Annotated in this window: 17 protein-coding genes, 1 tRNA gene and 1 pseudogene; 18 read left to right on the plus strand and 1 reads right to left on the minus strand. The window is 64.0% G+C overall.

Going from position 1 to position 18,329, the window contains the following annotated elements:
* Positions 1–55 precede the first annotated feature (55 nt).
* From CEK29_RS06990 to CEK29_RS07010, 5 genes are all read left to right on the plus strand, one after another.
* Complete coding sequence (locus CEK29_RS06990) at positions 56–595, plus strand: phosphoribosyltransferase (protein WP_094800426.1); 540 nt, start codon at positions 56–58, stop codon at positions 593–595.
* 477 nt (positions 596–1,072) lie between these two features.
* On the plus strand, positions 1,073–1,285 hold the full coding sequence (gene rpsU, locus CEK29_RS06995) for a 30S ribosomal protein S21 (protein ID WP_006218592.1): 213 nt from the start codon (positions 1,073–1,075) through the stop codon (positions 1,283–1,285).
* A gap of 19 nt (positions 1,286–1,304) precedes the next feature.
* A complete protein-coding gene (gene dnaG / locus CEK29_RS07000; RefSeq protein WP_094857674.1) occupies positions 1,305–3,422 on the plus strand; it encodes a DNA primase in 2,118 nt (705 codons plus the stop codon).
* A gap of 964 nt (positions 3,423–4,386) precedes the next feature.
* Positions 4,387–6,660, plus strand: a complete 2,274-nt coding sequence (gene rpoD / locus CEK29_RS07005; protein WP_094800423.1) for an RNA polymerase sigma factor RpoD — start codon at positions 4,387–4,389, stop codon at positions 6,658–6,660.
* A 7-nt stretch (positions 6,661–6,667) separates the two neighbouring features.
* Positions 6,668–6,746: transfer RNA gene (locus CEK29_RS07010), tRNA-Ile, on the plus strand.
* Positions 6,747–6,771: 25 nt separating this feature from the next.
* Here the strand turns inward: CEK29_RS07010 and CEK29_RS07015 are convergent.
* Entirely contained in the window at positions 6,772–7,320 is a 549-nt protein-coding gene (locus tag CEK29_RS07015; protein WP_094857675.1) for a site-specific integrase, read from the minus strand.
* Positions 7,321–7,365: 45 nt separating this feature from the next.
* On the opposite strand from CEK29_RS07015, the pseudogene CEK29_RS24060 reads away from it, so the two are divergent.
* The 13 genes and pseudogenes from CEK29_RS24060 to CEK29_RS07075 form a co-directional block, all read left to right on the plus strand.
* Positions 7,366–7,546: pseudogene (locus CEK29_RS24060) on the plus strand (terminase TerL endonuclease subunit); the annotation flags it as partial.
* A 23-nt stretch (positions 7,547–7,569) separates the two neighbouring features.
* The gene (locus CEK29_RS07020; RefSeq protein ID WP_255176115.1) at positions 7,570–8,481 is read left to right on the plus strand and encodes a phage major capsid protein; all 912 of its coding nucleotides are present in this window, start codon (positions 7,570–7,572) and stop codon (positions 8,479–8,481) included.
* A 56-nt stretch (positions 8,482–8,537) separates the two neighbouring features.
* On the plus strand, positions 8,538–8,843 hold the full coding sequence (locus tag CEK29_RS07025; RefSeq protein WP_094857676.1) for a hypothetical protein: 306 nt from the start codon (positions 8,538–8,540) through the stop codon (positions 8,841–8,843).
* Positions 8,843–9,187, plus strand: a complete 345-nt coding sequence (locus CEK29_RS07030) for a head-tail connector protein (protein ID WP_094857677.1) — start codon at positions 8,843–8,845, stop codon at positions 9,185–9,187. Before CEK29_RS07025 ends, CEK29_RS07030 begins: the two co-directional genes overlap by 1 nt.
* Position 9,188: 1 nt before the next feature.
* Positions 9,189–9,506 carry a phage head closure protein gene (locus CEK29_RS07035; RefSeq protein WP_094857678.1) on the plus strand — a complete coding sequence of 106 codons (318 nt, stop codon included), beginning with the start codon at positions 9,189–9,191 and terminating at the stop codon, positions 9,504–9,506.
* Complete coding sequence (locus CEK29_RS07040; protein ID WP_094857679.1) at positions 9,503–10,078, plus strand: HK97 gp10 family phage protein; 576 nt, start codon at positions 9,503–9,505, stop codon at positions 10,076–10,078. Before CEK29_RS07035 ends, CEK29_RS07040 begins: the two co-directional genes overlap by 4 nt.
* Positions 10,075–10,431 (plus strand): tail completion protein gp17, encoded by a 357-nt coding sequence (gene gp17, locus CEK29_RS07045; RefSeq protein WP_094857680.1) that lies wholly within the window; start codon positions 10,075–10,077, stop codon positions 10,429–10,431. Before CEK29_RS07040 ends, gp17 begins: the two co-directional genes overlap by 4 nt.
* Positions 10,432–10,538: 107 nt before the next feature.
* Entirely contained in the window at positions 10,539–11,186 is a 648-nt protein-coding gene (locus CEK29_RS07050; protein WP_094857681.1) for a phage tail protein, read from the plus strand.
* A 74-nt stretch (positions 11,187–11,260) separates the two neighbouring features.
* Positions 11,261–11,641, plus strand: coding sequence for a phage tail assembly chaperone (locus tag CEK29_RS07055; protein ID WP_094857682.1), 381 nt, complete (start codon positions 11,261–11,263; stop codon positions 11,639–11,641).
* A 47-nt stretch (positions 11,642–11,688) separates the two neighbouring features.
* On the plus strand, positions 11,689–11,997 hold the full coding sequence (locus CEK29_RS07060; protein WP_094857683.1) for a DUF1799 domain-containing protein: 309 nt from the start codon (positions 11,689–11,691) through the stop codon (positions 11,995–11,997).
* Between the two features lie 35 nt (positions 11,998–12,032).
* On the plus strand, positions 12,033–14,348 hold the full coding sequence (locus CEK29_RS07065; protein ID WP_094857684.1) for a phage tail length tape measure family protein: 2,316 nt from the start codon (positions 12,033–12,035) through the stop codon (positions 14,346–14,348).
* Entirely contained in the window at positions 14,318–16,840 is a 2,523-nt protein-coding gene (locus tag CEK29_RS07070) for a hypothetical protein (protein ID WP_094857685.1), read from the plus strand. Before CEK29_RS07065 ends, CEK29_RS07070 begins: the two co-directional genes overlap by 31 nt.
* A gap of 11 nt (positions 16,841–16,851) precedes the next feature.
* Positions 16,852–18,324, plus strand: a complete 1,473-nt coding sequence (locus CEK29_RS07075; RefSeq protein WP_094857686.1) for a hypothetical protein — start codon at positions 16,852–16,854, stop codon at positions 18,322–18,324.
* Positions 18,325–18,329 lie beyond the last annotated feature (5 nt).

Here is an 18,329-nt window from a genome sequence, read left to right on the forward strand (position 1 = left end):
CGCAGGGTCACCTGCCGGCGGCCTTTTCGTATTCATTTGCAGGAGATGACCCTCCATGAGCTCGCCAAAAAGCGACGACAGCCATCTGTGGGTGACTTGGGACGACTATCACCGCCTGATTGAGCGCCTGTCTTTTACGGTCTACCAGTCCGGTTGGGAATTCGACCAGATTCTGTGTCTGGCCCGCGGCGGCGTCCGGGTCGGCGACGTGATGTCCCGAATTTTCGACGTTCCCCTCGGCATTCTGGCCACCAGCAGCTACCGTGAAGCCGCCGGCACCAAGCAGGGCGACCTCGATATCGCCCAGTTCATCACCATCACGCGCGGCACGCTGTCGGGCCGGGTGTTGCTGGTAGACGACATGGTCGACACGGGCAAGACCTTCATGCGTGTGCATGACCACCTCAAGAACCAGTTCCCGGCGATCACCGAGTTGCGCAGTGCCGTGCTCTGGTGGAAAGGCCATTCGCAGGCCACGCCCGACTATTACGCCGACAAGTTGCCCACGAACCCCTGGATTCACCAGCCGTTCGAGGATTACGACAGCCTGCGCCCGCACCAGCTCGAAGCCTGGATCCGCAAGGGTTCGAGCTGACACCGGGCTCGGCGCGCTCGCGGCGTGCGGCGCGCGCCCTGCGGTGCCACCCGATGCTGTTTCGCCTCGGTCTCCGACTCGGGGCGCCTTGGCCGGCGGTCCGGCAGGGTGTTGTCTCTTTGCCCGGTCCGACTGGTCAATTTCGGCGCAGTCGTGCTAGAATCGCTGGTTATCGCTAAACCGAACCTGTTTTATTGTCGGCTTGGGGCTCATTTGAGTAACCCCCGAGTAGGCCCTGAGCAGTCCCTTGGGTAACCCCCCGGGCCCTCTCAGGTGTGCGACAAAAGGCCGGAGATCGGCTAGGGATGCGGCCCGAGGGCGGCCTGTGCGTAGCACAGAGCTCGGTTTTCGGGTTGCGCCGCATGCTACAAGCCCGTTGGAACCTGATTTCAGGGGCTTGCGGCGTGTGTAGATAGCCGTAGGGCCAGCCAGGACCAGGTTTGTCATCAATCGTAGTTACTCAAGACCACTGAATTTATGCCTATCGTTCGACTGAAGGAAAACGAACCGTTTGAAGCCGCTCTGCGCCGCTTCAAGCGCACCATCGAAAAAACTGGCTTGCTCACCGAGCTGCGTTCGCGCGAGTTCTACGAGAAGCCCACGGCCGAGCGCAAGCGCAAGCACGCCGCCGCGGTGAAGCGCCACTACAAGCGGATTCGTAGCCAGCAACTGCCCCCGCGCCTGTATTGATATCTGATTCCAGAATCTATTGATTCCAGAATCATTCATTCAGGATTTACTCGCCCGGGTCGATGTTGCAGACGTCGTCGGGCGATACGTGCAGTTGCGCAAGGGTGGGGCCAATCTACTTGGCCTCTGTCCGTTTCATAACGAGAAAAGCCCTTCCTTCACCGTCAGCCCCACGAAGCAGTTCTACCACTGCTTCGGCTGCGGAGCCCATGGCAGCGCCATCACCTTCCTGATGGAGCACACGGGCGCAAGTTTCCCCGAAGCCGTGCGTACCCTCGCCGGCTCCGTGGGAATGACCGTTCCCGAAGAATCCCGCAGTCCGCGTCAACGCGCCGAATCCCAACGCCGTCAGGCCGAGGTGTCGCGTCATACGCAGGTGCTTGATGCCGCGCAGGCGCAGTATCTGCGGCTGCTGCGCGGATCTCCCCAAGCGATCGCCTACCTCAAGCAACGTGGCTTGACGGGCGAGGTCGCGCGCAATTTCGGATTGGGCTGGTCCGGCACGGACCGCCACGGTCTCTCGCAGATCTTCGACAACTACGATGATCCCATCCTGGTCGAGTCCGGCCTGGTGATCGAGTCCGAGGATGGCCGCCGCTACGATCGCTTCCGCGAGCGGATCATGTTCCCGATCCGCAATACGCGTGGCGCGCTCATCGGCTTCGGTGGCCGCATCATCGGCAAGGGCGAGCCCAAGTACCTCAATTCTCCCGAGACCCCCGTGTTCTCCAAAGGCCACGAGCTGTACGGTCTGTGGGAGGCCCGTCTGTCCATCCGTCAGGAAGGGATGGTCATCGTGGTCGAGGGCTACATGGACGTGGTCGGGCTGGCGCAGCTGGGCATCGGCAATGCCGTGGCCACGCTGGGCACCTCCACCACGCCGGATCACGTCAAGAAGTTGCTGCGGGCCAGCGACAAGGTCGTTTTCAGCTTCGATGGCGACGCCGCGGGTCGGCGGGCCGCGTGGCGCGCGCTGCAGGCCTGCCTGCCGGTGCTGCGCGACGACATCGCCATCCGTTTTCTGTTCCTGCCGGCCGAGCACGATCCCGATTCCTATGTGCGCGAGTTCGGCGCCGAGGCGTTTCGCGAGCAATTGGGCCAGGCGGCGGCGCTGTCGCGCTTCCTGCTCGACGAGCTGAGCTCCCGGCACAACCTCGACGAGGCCGAAGGGCGGGCCAGTTGCCTGCACGAAGCCAAGCCGCTGCTGCATCAGATCCCCGAGTGTGGTCTGCGCACGCAGATCGAGCGCGAGCTGGCCAAGGTGGTGCAGCTCACGCCCGAGGAGATGGCCGCGTCGATGGCGCAGTACTCGGCGCAGATGCAGGCGCAGGCCGCGGCACGCCAGGCGGTGGCGGCCAACCATCCCGCCACGCCCGCGCAGCCCGGCGCGGCGCGGCCCGCTGCCGCGCAGGCGGGCCAAGCCGGCCAGCCCGGCGATGCGCCCGCATCCGGTGGGGGCGAAGACGGCGCTCCACCGGATTGGGGCTACGAGCCCTACGGCGACGACGAGCCCGATCTCTATGCCATGGGCATCGAACCCGCGGGAGAGTCCGCGCCGCAATGGGGCGGCGAGGAGTCCGGCGGCTGGAAGTCCAAGGGCGACTGGAAGGGTAAAAGCGACTGGAAGCCCAAGGGCGAATGGAAAGGCAAGGGCAAGGGCGACTGGAAAGGTCGCCGCGACGACGGCCCGGGCGGTTACGAGGGCAAGCGGGTCATGCCGTCCCTGGCGCGCCGGCTGCTGTGTCTGTTGCTGGCCCACCCCGAATTGGTGGACTCCATGGGCGACCTGCAGCTTGAAGTCATCGACCATGGTCCCCATCTAGGTCTTGTACGAGACCTGATCATGCTGGCCAAGAGCAGCGGCGCCCGTCACGTGGGCGCGCTGATGGAGGCGGCGGACAGCGATTCGGATCTGTATGTGGCGCTCAAGGGTTTGCGCGCAGACGTGCTGGCCCAGGAAGACCTGCCCGATCCGCAGACCGAATGGGACGACGCGCTGCGTCGGATCGAGTTCGATTCGGTGCGCGCCGAGATGGCCAAACTGGCCCAATCGGGGGTCTCCGACGAGGCCGGCCGGAAGCGCTATCTTGAACTAGCAGCCCGTTTAACTGTCTTAAAAGCTGCAGGTATGCGCTGAATTGCGTTAACATCGAGGGTTTCGTGTTTACGGCGAATTTGTCCGTCAGGCATGATCAGGCCCGGTGACCAGACCCGGCGATCAGGCTCGGCGATCAGATCCGGTGGTCAGACCCAGCACGCAGGTCCGGCAATTGCGCCGCATGGCGACCGCAGGCGCGGGGCGCGATGAAAGATCCGCCCGGCAGGGGTACGTAATGTCTCCTGCAGGCCCGGCGTAACGGGGCCACATTGAACAGCGCGTTTGCCGGTCGCACCGGCGGGCGCAGAGCGGTAATCGGAACGTCGCGGTGTCGTAGCGCTTGCCCTCGAGGCAAAAGACGCTCCAACGCACGGGCCGACGGTGTCCTCCTGGCTCGCTGGCTTATGCCACGCCAGGGTCACCCTGCAAGACGGTCGCGCCGCGACAAGTAGCAAGCGGCGTGCCCGGCGGGGCTTGGATACCTCGATTTTTACGAAGTTTGGGCGGTTTTCGAGTGCCGGGGTTACGATACCCGGTGATGCGAACCTGTTTTCACCAATCGGTCATGCCATGACGGTGTGCCGCGATTTTGCGCGGCGGTCATGGTCATGGCCTTTTGGGGTTTGCTTTCGGAAATCGCGCGGCATGACCCGCGTGTAGCGGGTCGGAACAAATGAAGTAAGCAGGTGGTGGGTCGCGCAATCGGCGGCCGCGCCGCCGGGTATGACGGCAGGTGTTGTATCTAAGGCAGCAGGGGATTCCCACAGCTAGCCCGGCCTGAAACAGGCACGACAGCACCTCCGATATCCGGCGCACGGCAACCGACGAAATCGCGACACGTTAGCGCTGTTGGGCATCGATGCCAGATCAGCGGCGCAACGGGGTTCGGAGCCAGTTTCGCGACCAACGCGAATGCGCGGTTTCAGCAAGGCCCGCCAGTTTTACCCGTGTACACCACGGTGCAATAACCCAAAACAGGGTTGCGACGACCACGGAAGCGACTATGACCAAAACCACTGGCAAATCCACCTCTGCAATCGATGCGGCTGACGCCCAATCCCCGACGGCCAAGAAGCGCGTCGTGAGCATGGCGGCGGAAAAAGCGCCTGCCAAAACGGCAGTGAAGGTCGCCAAGACTGCAACGAAGGCGGCCGCCAAGAAAGCGCCCGCCAAGACGGCTGCTGCCGCGACCGGCGAAAAGGTCACCAAGGCTCGTGCCAAGAAGGCCGAAGACAAGCTGGCCGATCTGGTCGGCGGCGCGCGTCCGGCCGTGCCCAGCGGCCGTCGTCCCGGCCGTCCTGCCAAGAATGCCAATAACGACAGCGATTCGTTCGACGATCCGATGGACGGCGAAGGCGAAGTCGTGCCTGATTTCAAGCCCGCCAAGCGCGGCGGCAAGCGTGGCAAGGGCGATCCGAAGGATCTGATCGCCCGTGGCCCCGTCACCCCCGAAGAATACGAAGCGCGCCGCAATCGCCTGAAGCAGCTGATCAAGCTGGGCAAGGACCGCGGCTACCTGACGTACGGCGAAATCAACGATCATCTGCCTGACGATCTGGTCGACGCCGAAGCCATCGACGGCATCATCAGCACCTTCAGCGACATGGGCATCTCGGTCTACGACCAGGCCCCCGACGCCGAAACCCTGCTGATGAGCGAAAACGCCCCGGTGGCGTCCAACGACGACGACGTCGAAGACGAAGCCGAAGCCGCCCTCACCACGGTGGACTCCGATTTCGGCCGCACCACCGACCCCGTGCGTATGTACATGCGCGAAATGGGCTCGGTCGAGCTGCTGACCCGCGAAGGCGAAATCGAGATCGCCAAGCGCATCGAAGACGGCCTGAAGCACATGGTCATGGCCATCTCGGCGTGTCCCACCACCATCAACGAGATCCTCGCCCACGCCACGCGCGTGCGTGAGAGCCAGGCTCAGATCGACGAAGTGGTCGACGGCCTGGTGGATCCGGAAGATGGTGAGGAATACGCTGGCGCCGGCGTGAGCGCCGACGAAGACGAAGGCGATGACGGCCCGGCCGGCGGCATGTCGAGCAAGCAGCTCGAAGACCTGCGCGTCAAGGCACTGGCCAAGTTCGACGAAGTGTCCAAGCAGTTCGACCGCATGCGCCTCTCGTACGAGAAGGAAGGCTACAAGTCCGACTCGTACACCAAGGCTCAGGAAATCATCCAGAACGAGCTGATGGGTATCCGCTTCACGGCCAAGATGGTCGAGAAGCTGGCCGACACCCTGCGCAATCAGGTCGAAGAAGTGCGTCAGCTCGAACGTGCCGTGCTCCACACCTGCGTGGATCGCGCCGGCATGCCGCGTCCGCATTTCCTGAAGGTGTTCCCGGGCAACGAGACCAACCTGCAGTGGGTGCTTGATGAGGTCGCCGCGGGTCATCCGTACGCCGAGACGCTCGAGCGTCAGATCCCGGCCGTCCAAGAGCTGCAGCAGAAGCTGATCGACCTGCAAACGCGCGTCGTGCTGCCGCTGAAGGACCTGAAGGACGTCAACAAGCGCATGGCCACCGGCGAAGCCAAGGCTCGCAAGGCCAAGCGCGAAATGACCGAGGCCAACCTGCGTCTGGTGATCTCGATCGCCAAGAAGTACACCAACCGCGGTCTGCAGTTCCTCGACCTGATCCAGGAAGGCAACATCGGCCTGATGAAGGCGGTGGACAAGTTCGAATACCGTCGTGGCTACAAGTTCTCCACGTACGCCACGTGGTGGATTCGTCAGGCCATCACGCGCTCGATCGCCGACCAGGCACGCACCATCCGTATTCCGGTTCACATGATCGAAACGATCAACAAGATGAACCGGATCAGCCGTCAGATCCTGCAGGAAACCGGCGCCGAGCCGGATCCCGCGACGCTGGCGCAGAAGATGGACATGCCGGAAGACAAGATCCGCAAGATCCTGAAGATCGCCAAGGAACCCATCTCGATGGAAACCCCCATCGGCGATGACGACGATTCGCACCTGGGCGACTTCATCGAGGACACGTCCACGCTGGCTCCTTCCGACGCGGCGCTGCATGGCTCCATGCGCGACGTGGTCAAGGAAGTGCTAGACTCCCTGACCCCGCGCGAGGCCAAGGTCCTGCGCATGCGTTTCGGTATCGAAATGAGCACCGACCAAACGCTCGAGGAAGTCGGCAAGCAGTTCGACGTGACGCGCGAGCGGATCCGTCAAATAGAGGCTAAGGCGCTGCGCAAGCTGCGTCATCCCAGCCGGGCCGACAAGCTGAAGAGCTTCCTCGAAGGGCAGTAACGCTTTCGGGCCTCTAGCTCATGCCTGGTTAGAGCAGCGGACTCATAATCCGTTGGTGCCGAGTTCGACTCTCGGGGGGCCTACCATTTAAAATCAAGGGCTTGCGTGTGATCACGCAGCCCTTTTTCTTTTGGCGGTGGGGGATTTCTTGCCAATGTTGGCCAGAGCCTCCCCAATGGTCCCGGTAGCCAAGTGCGCGTAGCGCTTTGTACTCGCCGCCGACTTATGCCCAAGCACCGCGCCAACGGTATACAGATCGACCGAAGAATTGATCATCTCGCTTGCTGCGCTGTGTCGTAGATCGTGGAAGCGAAGGTGGTCCATGCCAACTGCCCGCGCAGCCTTCTTGAACTGCTTGCTCATGTGCCACTTGTCGCGCATGGCGACCGTCGACGCAGCCCGCGCTCGGGGATGGATCGGCACGAATCTCGGATTTCCATTTTTCGTGTCCGGCAACTTGAACAGACCATCTTCCCGGCTGGCGCTCACCACCTCGCCCAGTCGCATGCCGCTGTAGAACGATACGCGTATCGCCGCGCGCGTGGCCCTGCATTTGCAGGCGCGGGCGATCATCAACATGCCGCGTCGGTCGGTGTAGTACTGGCGTTCGTTGCGGACCGTGGGCATGAGCACCCGGGCGCCGGGGTCGTGCTCCGCCATCCCGTGGCGCTTCCAGCCGTAGCGGCACGCGCTCACGAGATAGCATTGGATCCGCACGGGGCCACCAACTTATCGCATCACCTGGACGAGGAGGGGCTGACGCCCATCACCATCGTCCAGAACTACCACAAACATGAGCGATCCGATGAAAGAGCTGGAGGCCGCGATCGCCTCGGGCCGCTTTCACCACGACGGCAATCCGATCATGACTTGGCCGGCGAGCAGCTGGTCGAGTCCGAGGACTTCAAGGTGCTCGCGATGCGTGAGCGCGGCATCGCCCGCCTGGGTCTGAAAGCCGTGACCAACATCACCAGCGCAATCTCTGGCACGGGCGGCGTAGGTTCCGCCATTGTCGCGGACCGCAGGCCTGGGATCCTGCAGGGCCCTGATCGCCAGTTCACCATCCGTGACCTGATCATGCCGGGGCGAACCGCCTCCAACTCTATCGAGTATGTCCAGGAGAGCGGCTTCCAGAACATGGCGGCCGCGCAGGCGGGCGAGGGTGCGGCCAAAGCTCAATCGGATCTTTCGTTCGAGCTGAAGAGCACCCAGGTTCGTACTCTGGCGCACTGGTTCCGGGCTTCGAAGCAAGTTCTCTCCGATGTTCCGCTGCTCCAGAGCTACATCAATGGCCGCGCCATCTATGGCCTGAAGTATGTCGAGGAGGAGCAGATTCTGGCTGGTGACGGCACTGGCCAGAATCTCCTGGGCCTCATTCCGCAGGCGACGCCGTTCAATGCGGCCCTGCGCAAGGCCGGAGACACGCGTATCGACACGCTCCGACGAGCCATCCTGCAGGTGCGTATCGCGGAATACCGCGCGTCGGCGATCGCGCTCAACCCGGTCGACTGGGCTGAACTGGAACTGCAGAAGGATTCGACCGGCGCCTACATCTGGGTCAACGTGCAAGAAGGCGGCGTCCAGCGCATGTGGAAGCTGCCGGTGATCGACAGCAACGCCGTGCCCGAAAACGAGTTCCTCGTCGGCGCCATGAACATCGCGGCCCAGGTCTTCGACCGCGAAGAGGCGGCTGTCGAGGTGTCGACGGAAGACGGTGACAACTTCCGCACCAACATGGTGACGATCCGCGCCGAGGAACGGCTGGCTCTGGCGGTCTACCGCCCCGAGTCGTTCGTTCACGGTGAGTTCGAGACCGATTAACGGACTCCAACGTCAACGCAATGGACTGCGCCCGGGCAACCGGGCGCAGACTCAACATGACCCAGATCGAAGTCAAGACGTGCGCCGGATTCATCAATCAGGGCGTGTATGCCAAGCGGGGAGCGACTATCACGGTCGACCTCACCCGTGCTCGTGAGTTGCGCCTGAATCGCTTGGTCGAGCCCTTCGACGAAAGCAAGGTCGTGAACGGTGGCAGCCAAACGCACGGCCAGCAATCCACGCCTGCCAGCGGCGGGGAGAAGGGTGGTCCGCCCGTCAAAACGCCGCAGGCAGAAAAGCCGAGTAACAAGCGGCGCGGCGACCCCCAGAACAAGGGTGCCGGCGACTCCGGAGGTGACTGATGGGCCTCGTTTCGCTGGAGCTTGCCCGCAAGCACCTTCGATCGGACAGCGACGGCGACGACGAGCTGTTGATGGTGTACATCGCCGCAGCTGAGCAGGCCGCGATCGAGTACATGGACCGCGATGTCTATCCGGACGCCGATGCCCTGGCCGCCGCCGTCGCTGCCGGCACCGCTGGCGAGGCCCCGATGGTGGTCAACGACGCCATCAAGGCCGCCGTGCTGTTGACGATCGGTCACCTCGACGCCAATCGCGAGGACGTGGTCGTCGGTGCGACCGTGGCAGAGCTGCCCCGCGGGGTGCGCTCGCTCTTGCAGCCTTACAGGGTTGGGATGGGGGCGTGATATGCGAGCAGGCAGTTTGAACCGCCGTGTGACGGTGCAGCGCAAAGGCTCCGGCCACGACGCATGGGGACAGCCTCTGCAGGAATGGACCGATGTCGCCACCGTCTGGGCCAACGTGCGCGTTATGAGCGGGCGAGAGGTGGGGGCGGCGGGTAGCGTCGAGTCCATCGCCTCTGCGAGCGTCCGGGTGCGTTATCGCAAGGATTTCAGCGCCGGCATGAGAGTGCTGGTCGGCGACATTCCCTACAACGTCGTGGCGGCACTTCCAGACGAGCAGCGCCGTGAGTTCCTGGACTTGGCCTGCGAGATCACCACATGAGCCGCCGGCGTCCTGTCCTGTCCGGCCGTCGCACTGCGACATTCGATCTGGACACCTCCGGCCTGGAGGGCCTCCTTGATGAACTTGGGGCAGAGGCGGAGGAGGCCATGCGGCCGGCCGCGCAGGCGGGGGCGCAGGTCCTCTACGAGGAAGTGCAACGGAACGTCGCTGGCATGCGGCGTGTCTCGGGAAACCTCGCCCGCGCCATCTACCAGGTCTACAGCAAAGAGAGTTCAACAGAGGGCCGGCAGGCCGTCTACCACGTCAGCTGGAATCACAGGAAGGCACCCCACGGCCATCTCCTCGAGTACGGCTGGATGCAGCGCTACGTGTATGCGCGCGACGAGCGCGGCCGCTTCTTCCCTCTGGTCCGCCCTGGAATGGACGGCACGAAGAAGCCCCGGCGCCGGGCGAGTCAGGCTGAGAAGGACGCGTACTACGTGCCGCTACCCACTCCCCGGCACATGCCGGGCAAAGCCTTCGTGCGGCGCGCGTCTGTCGCATATGGGCGCGCCATGGAGGCCGCCGAGAACGAATTGAAGCGCCGGATCCTGGCAAAGGCCAAAAAATGAGTCTGGAATCTGACCTGCAGCAAGCGCTTGCCTCCGTCGTCGCCCGCGTCTTCCCTACGGTCGCACCTTACGAGACTGCGATGCCGTACGCCGTCTGGCAGCGCATGGGCGGAGATCCCGTGCAGTTCTTCGACGGCCGCCTTGCAGATAGGCGACACGCCGAGGTGCAAGTTGAGGTCTGGGCTGCCACTACCAAGGAAGCGAGCGAAGTGCTCGCCGAAATGGTGAGTGCGCTGCTCGCCGCGCCGGCGCTGACCGTGACAGTGCGCAGTGAGCCGCTCGACTCGTTCGACGATGCCGACGAGCGTCGCGGCGTCCTTCAGTCGTTATCCATTTGGGGCGATCGCTCCTAGACATTTTCACCCGCTTTCAAGGGCCGCCTTCGGGCGGCCCTCTTTCGTTGCCGCCCTCGGGCGGCTTTTTTTCGCCCGTCCAGGGCAACACCTGTTGAGAGGCCCACATGGCTATTCGATTGCCGGACGGTGCGACCGTCTTCATTGCCACCGGATACAGCGCTGCGAAGACGCTCTCCGAAATTACCAACGCTAACCCCGGCGTCGCCACTTCGGCCGCCCACGGCCTGACCACGGGCGACTACCTCGAGCTCAAGAGCGGCTGGCAGAAGATCAGCGAGCGCGTCTGGCGGGCCGGAACCACCACCGCTAACGCGATTCCGCTGTTGGGTGCGGACACGTCCGACACTGGACGCTTTCCGGCGGGCTCCTCCGGCGGCACTTTGCGCGCGATTACCGCATGGACTCAGATCACGCAGATCCTCGACGTCCAGACCCAAGGCGGAGACCAGCAGTTCTGGACCGGTTCGTTCCTCGAGGACGATTTCGACCGCCAGTTGCCGACTACTACGAGCCCCCAGTCCATCACGCTCGGTATCGGCGATGACCCGACCCTCGCCGGCTATCAGGCCCTGAAGATCGCTGGCGAACGCCGAGACAACCGGGCGCTGATGTTCCGCCTGGCGGATGGTTCGGTGATTCTCTACAACGGCATCGTGTCGTTTAACGAGACCCCGACGCTTACCAAGGGCCAAGTGATGCAGGTCACCGCCACTTTCTCCCTGCAAGGCCGCCCGGTCCGCTACTCGGCCTGAGCCTTCTCGCAACCCTATGGTCCGCGCGCTCGCCATGGGTGGGCGCGCGTTCGTACACACCCGGATCAAATCAAATGGCCAAAATCGTCCTGGGCAAACGCCCGAAGTCGTTCACCCGCAAAGTCACCTTCCCGATGCTCGATGGAACTGAAGGCGTCATCAACTGCGTGTTCAAGTACCGCACGAAAACCGAGTTCGGCGAGCTGCTCGACAAGCTGGGTGCCAATGTCGGCGCCGCAGTGGACACCGAGAAGCCGTTCTCGCTGTCCGACTTTTACGGCGGCGTGAACAAGAAGAATGCGGAACACCTCCTCCAGATCCTGGAGGGCTGGGACGTCGAGGCTGACCTGACGTCGGAATCGGTGGAGCAACTGGCCGACGAGCTGCCCGCCGCAGGGGCCGCGATCGCCCATGCCTACCAGCTCGGAATTGTCGAGGGGCGCCTGGGAAACTGAGGGCAGCGGCTCGGGCCTTGTACGAGACGCCAACCTCCGCAGAGGAAATGGCAGCGTGGGGCTTCAAACCCTCCGACTACGCCCATGAGGAGACCGAGGTCTGGCCGGAGAACGAATCGGCGTTTGACCTCTTTCGATCCCTCGGAAGCCAATGGCGCATAGGGGCCTGCGGCCCCACGGGTCTTGATCACAACGTGCTGCTGCTCAGGCTCGACCGCATGCTGATCGAGGGCGACGTGCGCGAGCAGATCGACGCGGACGTTCGGGTCATGGAGGCCGAGGCGCTTCAAGTCATGAATGAAGAGCGCGAGCAGCGCGAGAAAGCGGCAGCTGCGGCGGCTGCGTCGAAACGATAGGGCGCTCCGCCCCGCAATCACCTGGATTTACCCAAATGGCAACTGAAGATCGCAAGGCGCAGCTAAGCTTCGCGGTGGATGGCTCGCAGGTGAAACCTGGGCTCGAGCAGATCAAGCAGGACGTCCGTAACGCCGCGAAGGACATCGCGGCGGCCGGAGAGGCGGCCGGCAAGGGCATCCAGAAGATTGGCGAGGGTGCAGACCCGGCAGCGAAGGAGGTCGATCGTTCGACGCGGTCGATCATCAACTCGATCCAGCGCACCACGGCGGTCGCGGAAGCGGGCGCCACTGGCACGCGCAAGTACTTCGAGGCGATGGCGTCCCAGCGTGGCGTCTCTCTGCAGGCGATCGAGCCGAGCCTGCGTGCTCTCGACGCGGTCAAGGCCAAGCAAGACCTGGCGGCGGCGGCCGCGCGTTCGGCGGCGCCCGCCTTCGAAGACCTGGGCATGTCGAGTAAGGCCCTGGCCGCGGCCACGCGAGGTCTACCTGCCCAATTCACCGACATCGTCGTGTCGCTTCAGGGCGGCCAGCGTCCGATGACCGTGTTGATGCAGCAAGGCGGCCAGCTCAAGGACATGTTCGGCGGCATCGGACCGGCCGCGCGTGCCATGGGCGGGTACGTGTCGGGCCTGATCAATCCGTTCACGCTCGCCGCAGCGGCAATCGGCACGCTGTACGTGGCATACAGCCAGGGCGCAAGCGAATCCCAAAAGTTCGCACGAACTTTGATCGAAACGGGCAATCAGGCCGGGGTGACCACTGGTCAGCTCACCTCGATGTCGCGCTCGGTCGCTGGGATCGCCGGAACGCAGGGCCGCGCGTCGGCGGTTCTCGAGCAGTTCGCGCGTACGACGAAAGTGGGGGCCGATAACTTTGTTCAGCTGTCTGCTGCGGCAGTGCAGTGGGAGAAAGCGACGGGGGCCGCGGCTGAGGATACGGTCAAGGCTTTCGAGGAGATCGGGAAAGCGCCGGTTGAAGCCACGCTCAAGCTGAATCAGGGAATGAATTTCCTGACTGAGAGCGTTTACGCCCAGATCGTCGCGTTGGATCGTCAAGGGAAGGCGGCGGAGGCGGGTGCGCTTGCGCAGCGCACCTACGCCGAGGCGCTGATGACCCGATCGCCCCAGATCGTTCAAAACCTGGGCTACCTGGAGCGGGCCTGGCTGGGCGTTAAGTCTGCTGCGACTGGCACCTGGGACGCCATGCTGAACATCGGGCGTCAAGACACGCTCGATGACGTGATTGCAAAGAAGGAGCGCGATGTTCGAGCCAGGGCGGAGAACATGCGCTTGGCTCTGGGCCAAGGGCCCGACGTGAAGATCTCGCGGAAGGAGCAAGCAGCCTACGACGCATCTCTCCAAGAGCTTGCGGCTTTGCAGGCCAAGGCAGCTGCCGGTGTCGCCGAGGTGCAGGCGGACAAGGACCGTAAGGCGGCGCTGGATCTCGCTGAGAAGCAGACGGCGTACATGTCCGACATGACGTATGCCTCGAAGACGTCTCAACGCGCGAAGGAAACGGAAGAGGAGAAGAAGAAGTTCGCCGGTTTGATCAAGAACCTGCGGGAAGGCACATCCGAGTACGAAAAGCTCTACGCGAAGCATAAAGAGAACCTCAAGGGCATCGACGACAAGTTCAAAGAGAAGGCGGCGACCGGTGGTGTAACCGGCGGATCTTTGAACGAGCTGGCCCAGCTGGCGGCGAAGACGCGGGCCGAGCGTGAGCGCACTGACGCGCTTGCGCAGACTGTCTACCAGACCACGCAACTCAATGAGGGTGAGCGCCAAGCGCTCACCTACGCGGAGAAGCTCAAGACAGCAACAGACGCGAAGACAAAAGCCTCGCTGCAGTCGGCCAAAGCGGCAGCTGAAGAGCTGGGCGTGCTCATTCGCGCCAATGACCTGCAAGAAGAGTTCCTCAAGACGCGCGAGAAGGAGTATCAGGATCGCCAGCGCGAGATTGCCGGGATCAACGACAAGGCAATCGCGGTTGAGGATGAGGTGGCCATGTACGGCCTGGGAAAGGCCGCTGTCGAAGCGATGGAACTCGCGCGCTTGCAGGAACAGCGCGCGGTCCTCGCAGGCTTCGAAGGGTCGGAGCGGCTGGTCGAGCAGATCGACAGAGAGATCGAGGCGCGTAAGCGGCTTCAGGCCACTTTGGCGGAAAAGGGCATCCTGGACGCGCAGAAGAAGGCCGTCGAGGAGGCGACGCGCGAATGGCGTCGCGCCAGCGACCAGATCGAGCAGTCGTTGACCGACGCGCTGTTGCGAGGGTTCGAGTCGGGCAAGTCGTTCGCGGAGAACTTCCGCGACACGCTAAAAACATGTTTGCGACGCTGGTGCTGCGCCCGCTGATCCAGCCGATTGTTCAGGGGGCGGCGTCTGCATTCGTGGGTGCCCCGGCGGCCCAAGGCTCGGGAGGTGGACTACTGAGCAGCCTCGGTAGCCAGTTGGGCTCGAAGGGCCTGACGTCCGAGCTCTCAAGCGCTGGTTCGTACGTCTACAACCTGTTCAGCGGACCGGTAACCTCGGTTGGTAATGGCGTGACCATTGGAGGGGCTGGCAACGCATTCGGATCGCTGGACCTGTTCACCAACTCCGTGGGGACGTCCGCCGCGCAGCCCGGTGCCATGGGCGCCGTGTCCAGCAATGGCATCTCGGGGCTCGCCGCCGCGGGGTATGGCATTGCCGGCAGCTATCTTGGCGGTGCCCTCTTCGGCAACAAGGGCCAGTCCAGCACGGGCGGGGGCCTAGGCGCGGCGGCCGGCGCGACGTATGGCGCGACGTATGGCGCCTACGGCGGCCCCATCGGTGCAGCTCTCGGCGCGGTAGCCGGTGCCGCTCTTGGGTCGATCATCGGCAGTGCTGAGTCGCGCAAGGGCGGCTTCTACATGTGGGACGCTGGGTCCCAGACGCCAGCTCGTCAAGGGTGGAAGGATGGAGACCCGGGCGCCGAGGTCGACAAATACGTCGGCGACATCATCAACGGCGCGGTGAAGTCGATTAACAGCGCTTTCGAAGGCGTCGGGTCGAGCGCGCAGCTGACGTTCTTCTCGGCGCGTGCGGAGACGTCGGAGAAGGGGCGAGGCGGCACGTCGTCGGGCGGAAGCCTCACGGGCGTGTCCGGCGCCGACCGCGATTTTGGCACCCAGAAGAAGGGGCAGGGATTCGGCGAGCGCTCCGGCGACATGGAAGAGATGCTGGCGTGGCTGACCACCGACGTTTATCAGACCATCATCCAGGCCTGGCAGGCGGGCGCAGACGAGTTTCCCGACATCATCCGCAATATGGTTGCCGGCGTCGATGCTGACGCGCTGTCGTCTGAGCAGGCGCAGGCGCTGGTGGCGCAGGTCCAGCAGACGATTGCGGGCGTCAACCAGCTGCGCGAGGGGCTGAATGGCCTGCCGTTCAAGAACCTGCGTGACCTGTCCTTCGATGCGACCGCGGCCCTGGTCGAGCTGACTTCGGCGGTTGGCGGGTTGGAAGGCCTGGCCGCGCTTCAGCAGTCGTACTTCGAAAACTTCTACTCGGAGGAGGAAAAGCGCGCGCAGGCCATGTCGAACATGGAAGTTGCGCTCGGTGCTGTGGGTCTTGCCGTACCGAAGACCATCGAGGCGTATCGCCAGCTGGTCGATGCGCAGGACATGACCACTGATTCGGGACGCAAGGCCTACTTGGCACTGCTTCAGACGAGCGATGCGTTTGCGACCTACACGCGAGCTTTGGAGGAGCAGGCCCAGGCCTCTCGGCAGAGCGCAATGGGGTTGTATGACTCGTTGCTCGGCAATGTGAGAGCCGCGTACGACCGCGAGTCGGCCCTGCTGCAAGACCGGATCAACAAGGCCGAATCCTACTTCCGCTCGCTGGGCACCTATCTGGATTCGCTGTCGCTCGGCAACCTTTCACCGCTGGACAACGGCCAAAAGCTGGCGTTGGCGCGAAAGCAATACGAGGACACGCTCGCGAAAGCGCGCGCCGGTGACACCGACGCTCAAGGGCAACTGACATCGGCTGCCCAGGAGTTCTTGGAAGCCTCCCGTAACTGGAATGCCTCGTCTGGTGACTACGCGGCCGATTTCGCGAAGGTGCAGGCTGACTTGGTGACGGCTCGTGCGGCGGCGAGTAGCCAGCTGACGCTCGCCAAGCAACAGCTGACCGCCCTGCAGCGCCAGGCCGATGGGATCCTGAGCCTGGACGAAACCATGATGACCTTGGCGGACGCTGTTCTGGCGTACCTGAAGGCGTTTGGCGACGGGCGGAACTACATGACGCTCAACCCGGACGTGCTCGCCGCGTTCAAGGCGGACTCGGGCGGCATGAGCATGGCCGAGTTCGCGCGGTTCCACTTCGAGAACTACGGCTTCGCCGAACAGCGTGCCGGCGCGCCGGTGGCGCAGGCCAGCGACGCTCAGCGTTATCTGAACAGCAACCCGGACGTCTATCAGGCCTACCTTCGCGAGAAGGAGGCCGGATACGCGGGGTCGGCAGCCGATTTCGCGCGCATGCACTTCGAGAAGTACGGCCGCAAGGAAGGGCGCTCCTTCGCGATCGGGACGAACTTCGTGCCGTATGACATGACGGCTCAGATCCACCAGGGGGAGCGAATCATCCCTGCGGCGGATAACCGGGCCCTCATGGCCGCGCTACGTTCGAGCGCGGACGATCGTGGGGAAATCGAGTCACTGCGCCGCCAGCTTGAAGATGTGACGCGTCAGCTGGCCGAGGTGGTGAGGATGCAGGGCGCACAAATCGCCCAGCAGGCCGCCATCGCTGATCAGGACGAGCGACTCATGTCCGAGCAGACCGAAGAGATCCGGCGCGGCAAGTCGCGGCTGTTGCCGGCATAGGAGGACGCCGTATGGCAGTTGCGATTGAAGTTGAGGCGCTGCACCTTGCCAGTGGCGAGGTGCGGACCCTCTATCTTGCGACGGAGGGGCACACGACTCGGCCGGACGACACGCCGGCCAACGTGTATTTCGAGCCGCGCATCAAACGGGTGCCGGGGCTTGGCCGCGTGATCTTCGAGGGGGCGGCCGTGTACGGCGCCAGCCGTGCCAGCACGGGCAGTGTGGAGCTGGCCAACACGGACGGTGCGCTGGACGACCTGGTGACGGCATACGCCTTCGACGGTCGCCGCTTCACTGTGCGCTCGGGCGAGTGGACGGCGCGGTATGCCGACTGGGTCGTCATCATGTCGGGCACGTTGGGCGGCGTGACGGTGAGCCGATCGGTGCTGCAGCTGCAGATCAAGGACCGCCTGGCGGATCTCGATAAATGGGACCGCCCGACCTATGCGGGCACGAATGTGGCGCCCAACGGGCTGGAAGGCACCGCGGACGATTTGAAAGGCCAAGTGAAGCCACGCGTATACGGCCGCGTCGCCAATGTGCAGGGCAAGCTCGTGAACGCGTCGAAGCGCATCTACCAGGTGAGCGATCAGGCGTGCGTGGTCAGCGCGGTTTATGACGAGGGCGTATCGCTCACCCGTGGCGCGGACTATGCGAGCGCGACTGACTTGGAGGCGACGCCGCCGGCAGCCGGCCAGTTCCGCACTTATCAGGGGTACTTCCGTTTGGCGAGCGCGCCGGCGGGCGTTGTGACGGCAGATGCGGCGACGGCTGAGGTGCGGCCGACGCAGCTGCTGCGCCAGATCGCGCAGGACGGCGGGCTGGCACCGGCCGACATCTCGTCGGACGTGCTGATGAACGCGGCGCCAGTCGGTGTGTATGCCGACTCGGAAGCCGCGCCTCGGGCGCTGATGGACGCGGTGGCCGCATCGGTGGGCGCCTGGTACGCCTTCGATCGCTTCGGCGTGCTGCGCATGGGCATCCTCACGGCGCCCAGCGGCACGCCGGCGGCAACGTGGGACCGGTCGGCGCTCGTCTCGTGCGAGATCAGAACGTCGCTCACTCCGGCCTGGCGGGTCTCGCTGCGGTGGGGCCGCAACTACACCGTACAGACGCGGCTCGCCACCTCGGTGCAGGCCACACCAGCGCGTGTCAGCTGGTTGGCCGAGGAGTACCGAACGGCCGAGGTGAAGGACGAGGCCATTCGCACGCCCTGGCCGAGCGCAGACGAGCTGACGCTGGACACCCAGCTGCACGCCCAGGCCGACGCCGAGGCCGAAGCCGCGCGCATGTTCGCGCTGCATTCGGTGCGGCGTCACCTGGTAGCGGTGCAGGTGCCCGTGTCCCAGCTGGGCGACGTGGACCTGTCCGACGTGGTGGCGCTGGAGTATGGCCGATACGGCCTGAACGGCAAGGCCATGGTCGTGACCGGAATCGATGCGGGCTACTCGAGCGGGGTAGCCGAACTGACCCTGTGGGGATGACGTGG

This window comes from Bordetella genomosp. 5 (assembly GCF_002261475.1).
Taxonomy (GTDB): domain Bacteria; phylum Pseudomonadota; class Gammaproteobacteria; order Burkholderiales; family Burkholderiaceae_B; genus Bordetella.

Coding starts and splice junctions, on each gene's coding strand:
- CEK29_RS07035 (WP_094857678.1), top strand. CDS start 9,189: ATGCGAGCAGGCAGTTTGAACCGCCGTGTGACGGTGCAGCGCAAAGGC.
- CEK29_RS07065 (WP_094857684.1), top strand. CDS start 12,033: ATGGCAACTGAAGATCGCAAGGCGCAGCTAAGCTTCGCGGTGGATGGC.
- gp17 (WP_094857680.1), top strand. CDS start 10,075: ATGAGTCTGGAATCTGACCTGCAGCAAGCGCTTGCCTCCGTCGTCGCC.
- CEK29_RS06990 (WP_094800426.1), top strand. CDS start 56: ATGAGCTCGCCAAAAAGCGACGACAGCCATCTGTGGGTGACTTGGGAC.
- CEK29_RS07050 (WP_094857681.1), top strand. CDS start 10,539: ATGGCTATTCGATTGCCGGACGGTGCGACCGTCTTCATTGCCACCGGA.
- CEK29_RS07055 (WP_094857682.1), top strand. CDS start 11,261: ATGGCCAAAATCGTCCTGGGCAAACGCCCGAAGTCGTTCACCCGCAAA.
- CEK29_RS07070 (WP_094857685.1), top strand. CDS start 14,318: ATGTTTGCGACGCTGGTGCTGCGCCCGCTGATCCAGCCGATTGTTCAG.
- CEK29_RS07030 (WP_094857677.1), top strand. CDS start 8,843: ATGGGCCTCGTTTCGCTGGAGCTTGCCCGCAAGCACCTTCGATCGGAC.
- CEK29_RS07025 (WP_094857676.1), top strand. CDS start 8,538: ATGACCCAGATCGAAGTCAAGACGTGCGCCGGATTCATCAATCAGGGC.
- CEK29_RS07060 (WP_094857683.1), top strand. CDS start 11,689: ATGGCAGCGTGGGGCTTCAAACCCTCCGACTACGCCCATGAGGAGACC.
- rpsU (WP_006218592.1), top strand. CDS start 1,073: ATGCCTATCGTTCGACTGAAGGAAAACGAACCGTTTGAAGCCGCTCTG.
- CEK29_RS07040 (WP_094857679.1), top strand. CDS start 9,503: ATGAGCCGCCGGCGTCCTGTCCTGTCCGGCCGTCGCACTGCGACATTC.
- rpoD (WP_094800423.1), top strand. CDS start 4,387: ATGACCAAAACCACTGGCAAATCCACCTCTGCAATCGATGCGGCTGAC.
- CEK29_RS07015 (WP_094857675.1), bottom strand. CDS start 7,320: ATGGCGGAGCACGACCCCGGCGCCCGGGTGCTCATGCCCACGGTCCGC.
- CEK29_RS07075 (WP_094857686.1), top strand. CDS start 16,852: ATGGCAGTTGCGATTGAAGTTGAGGCGCTGCACCTTGCCAGTGGCGAG.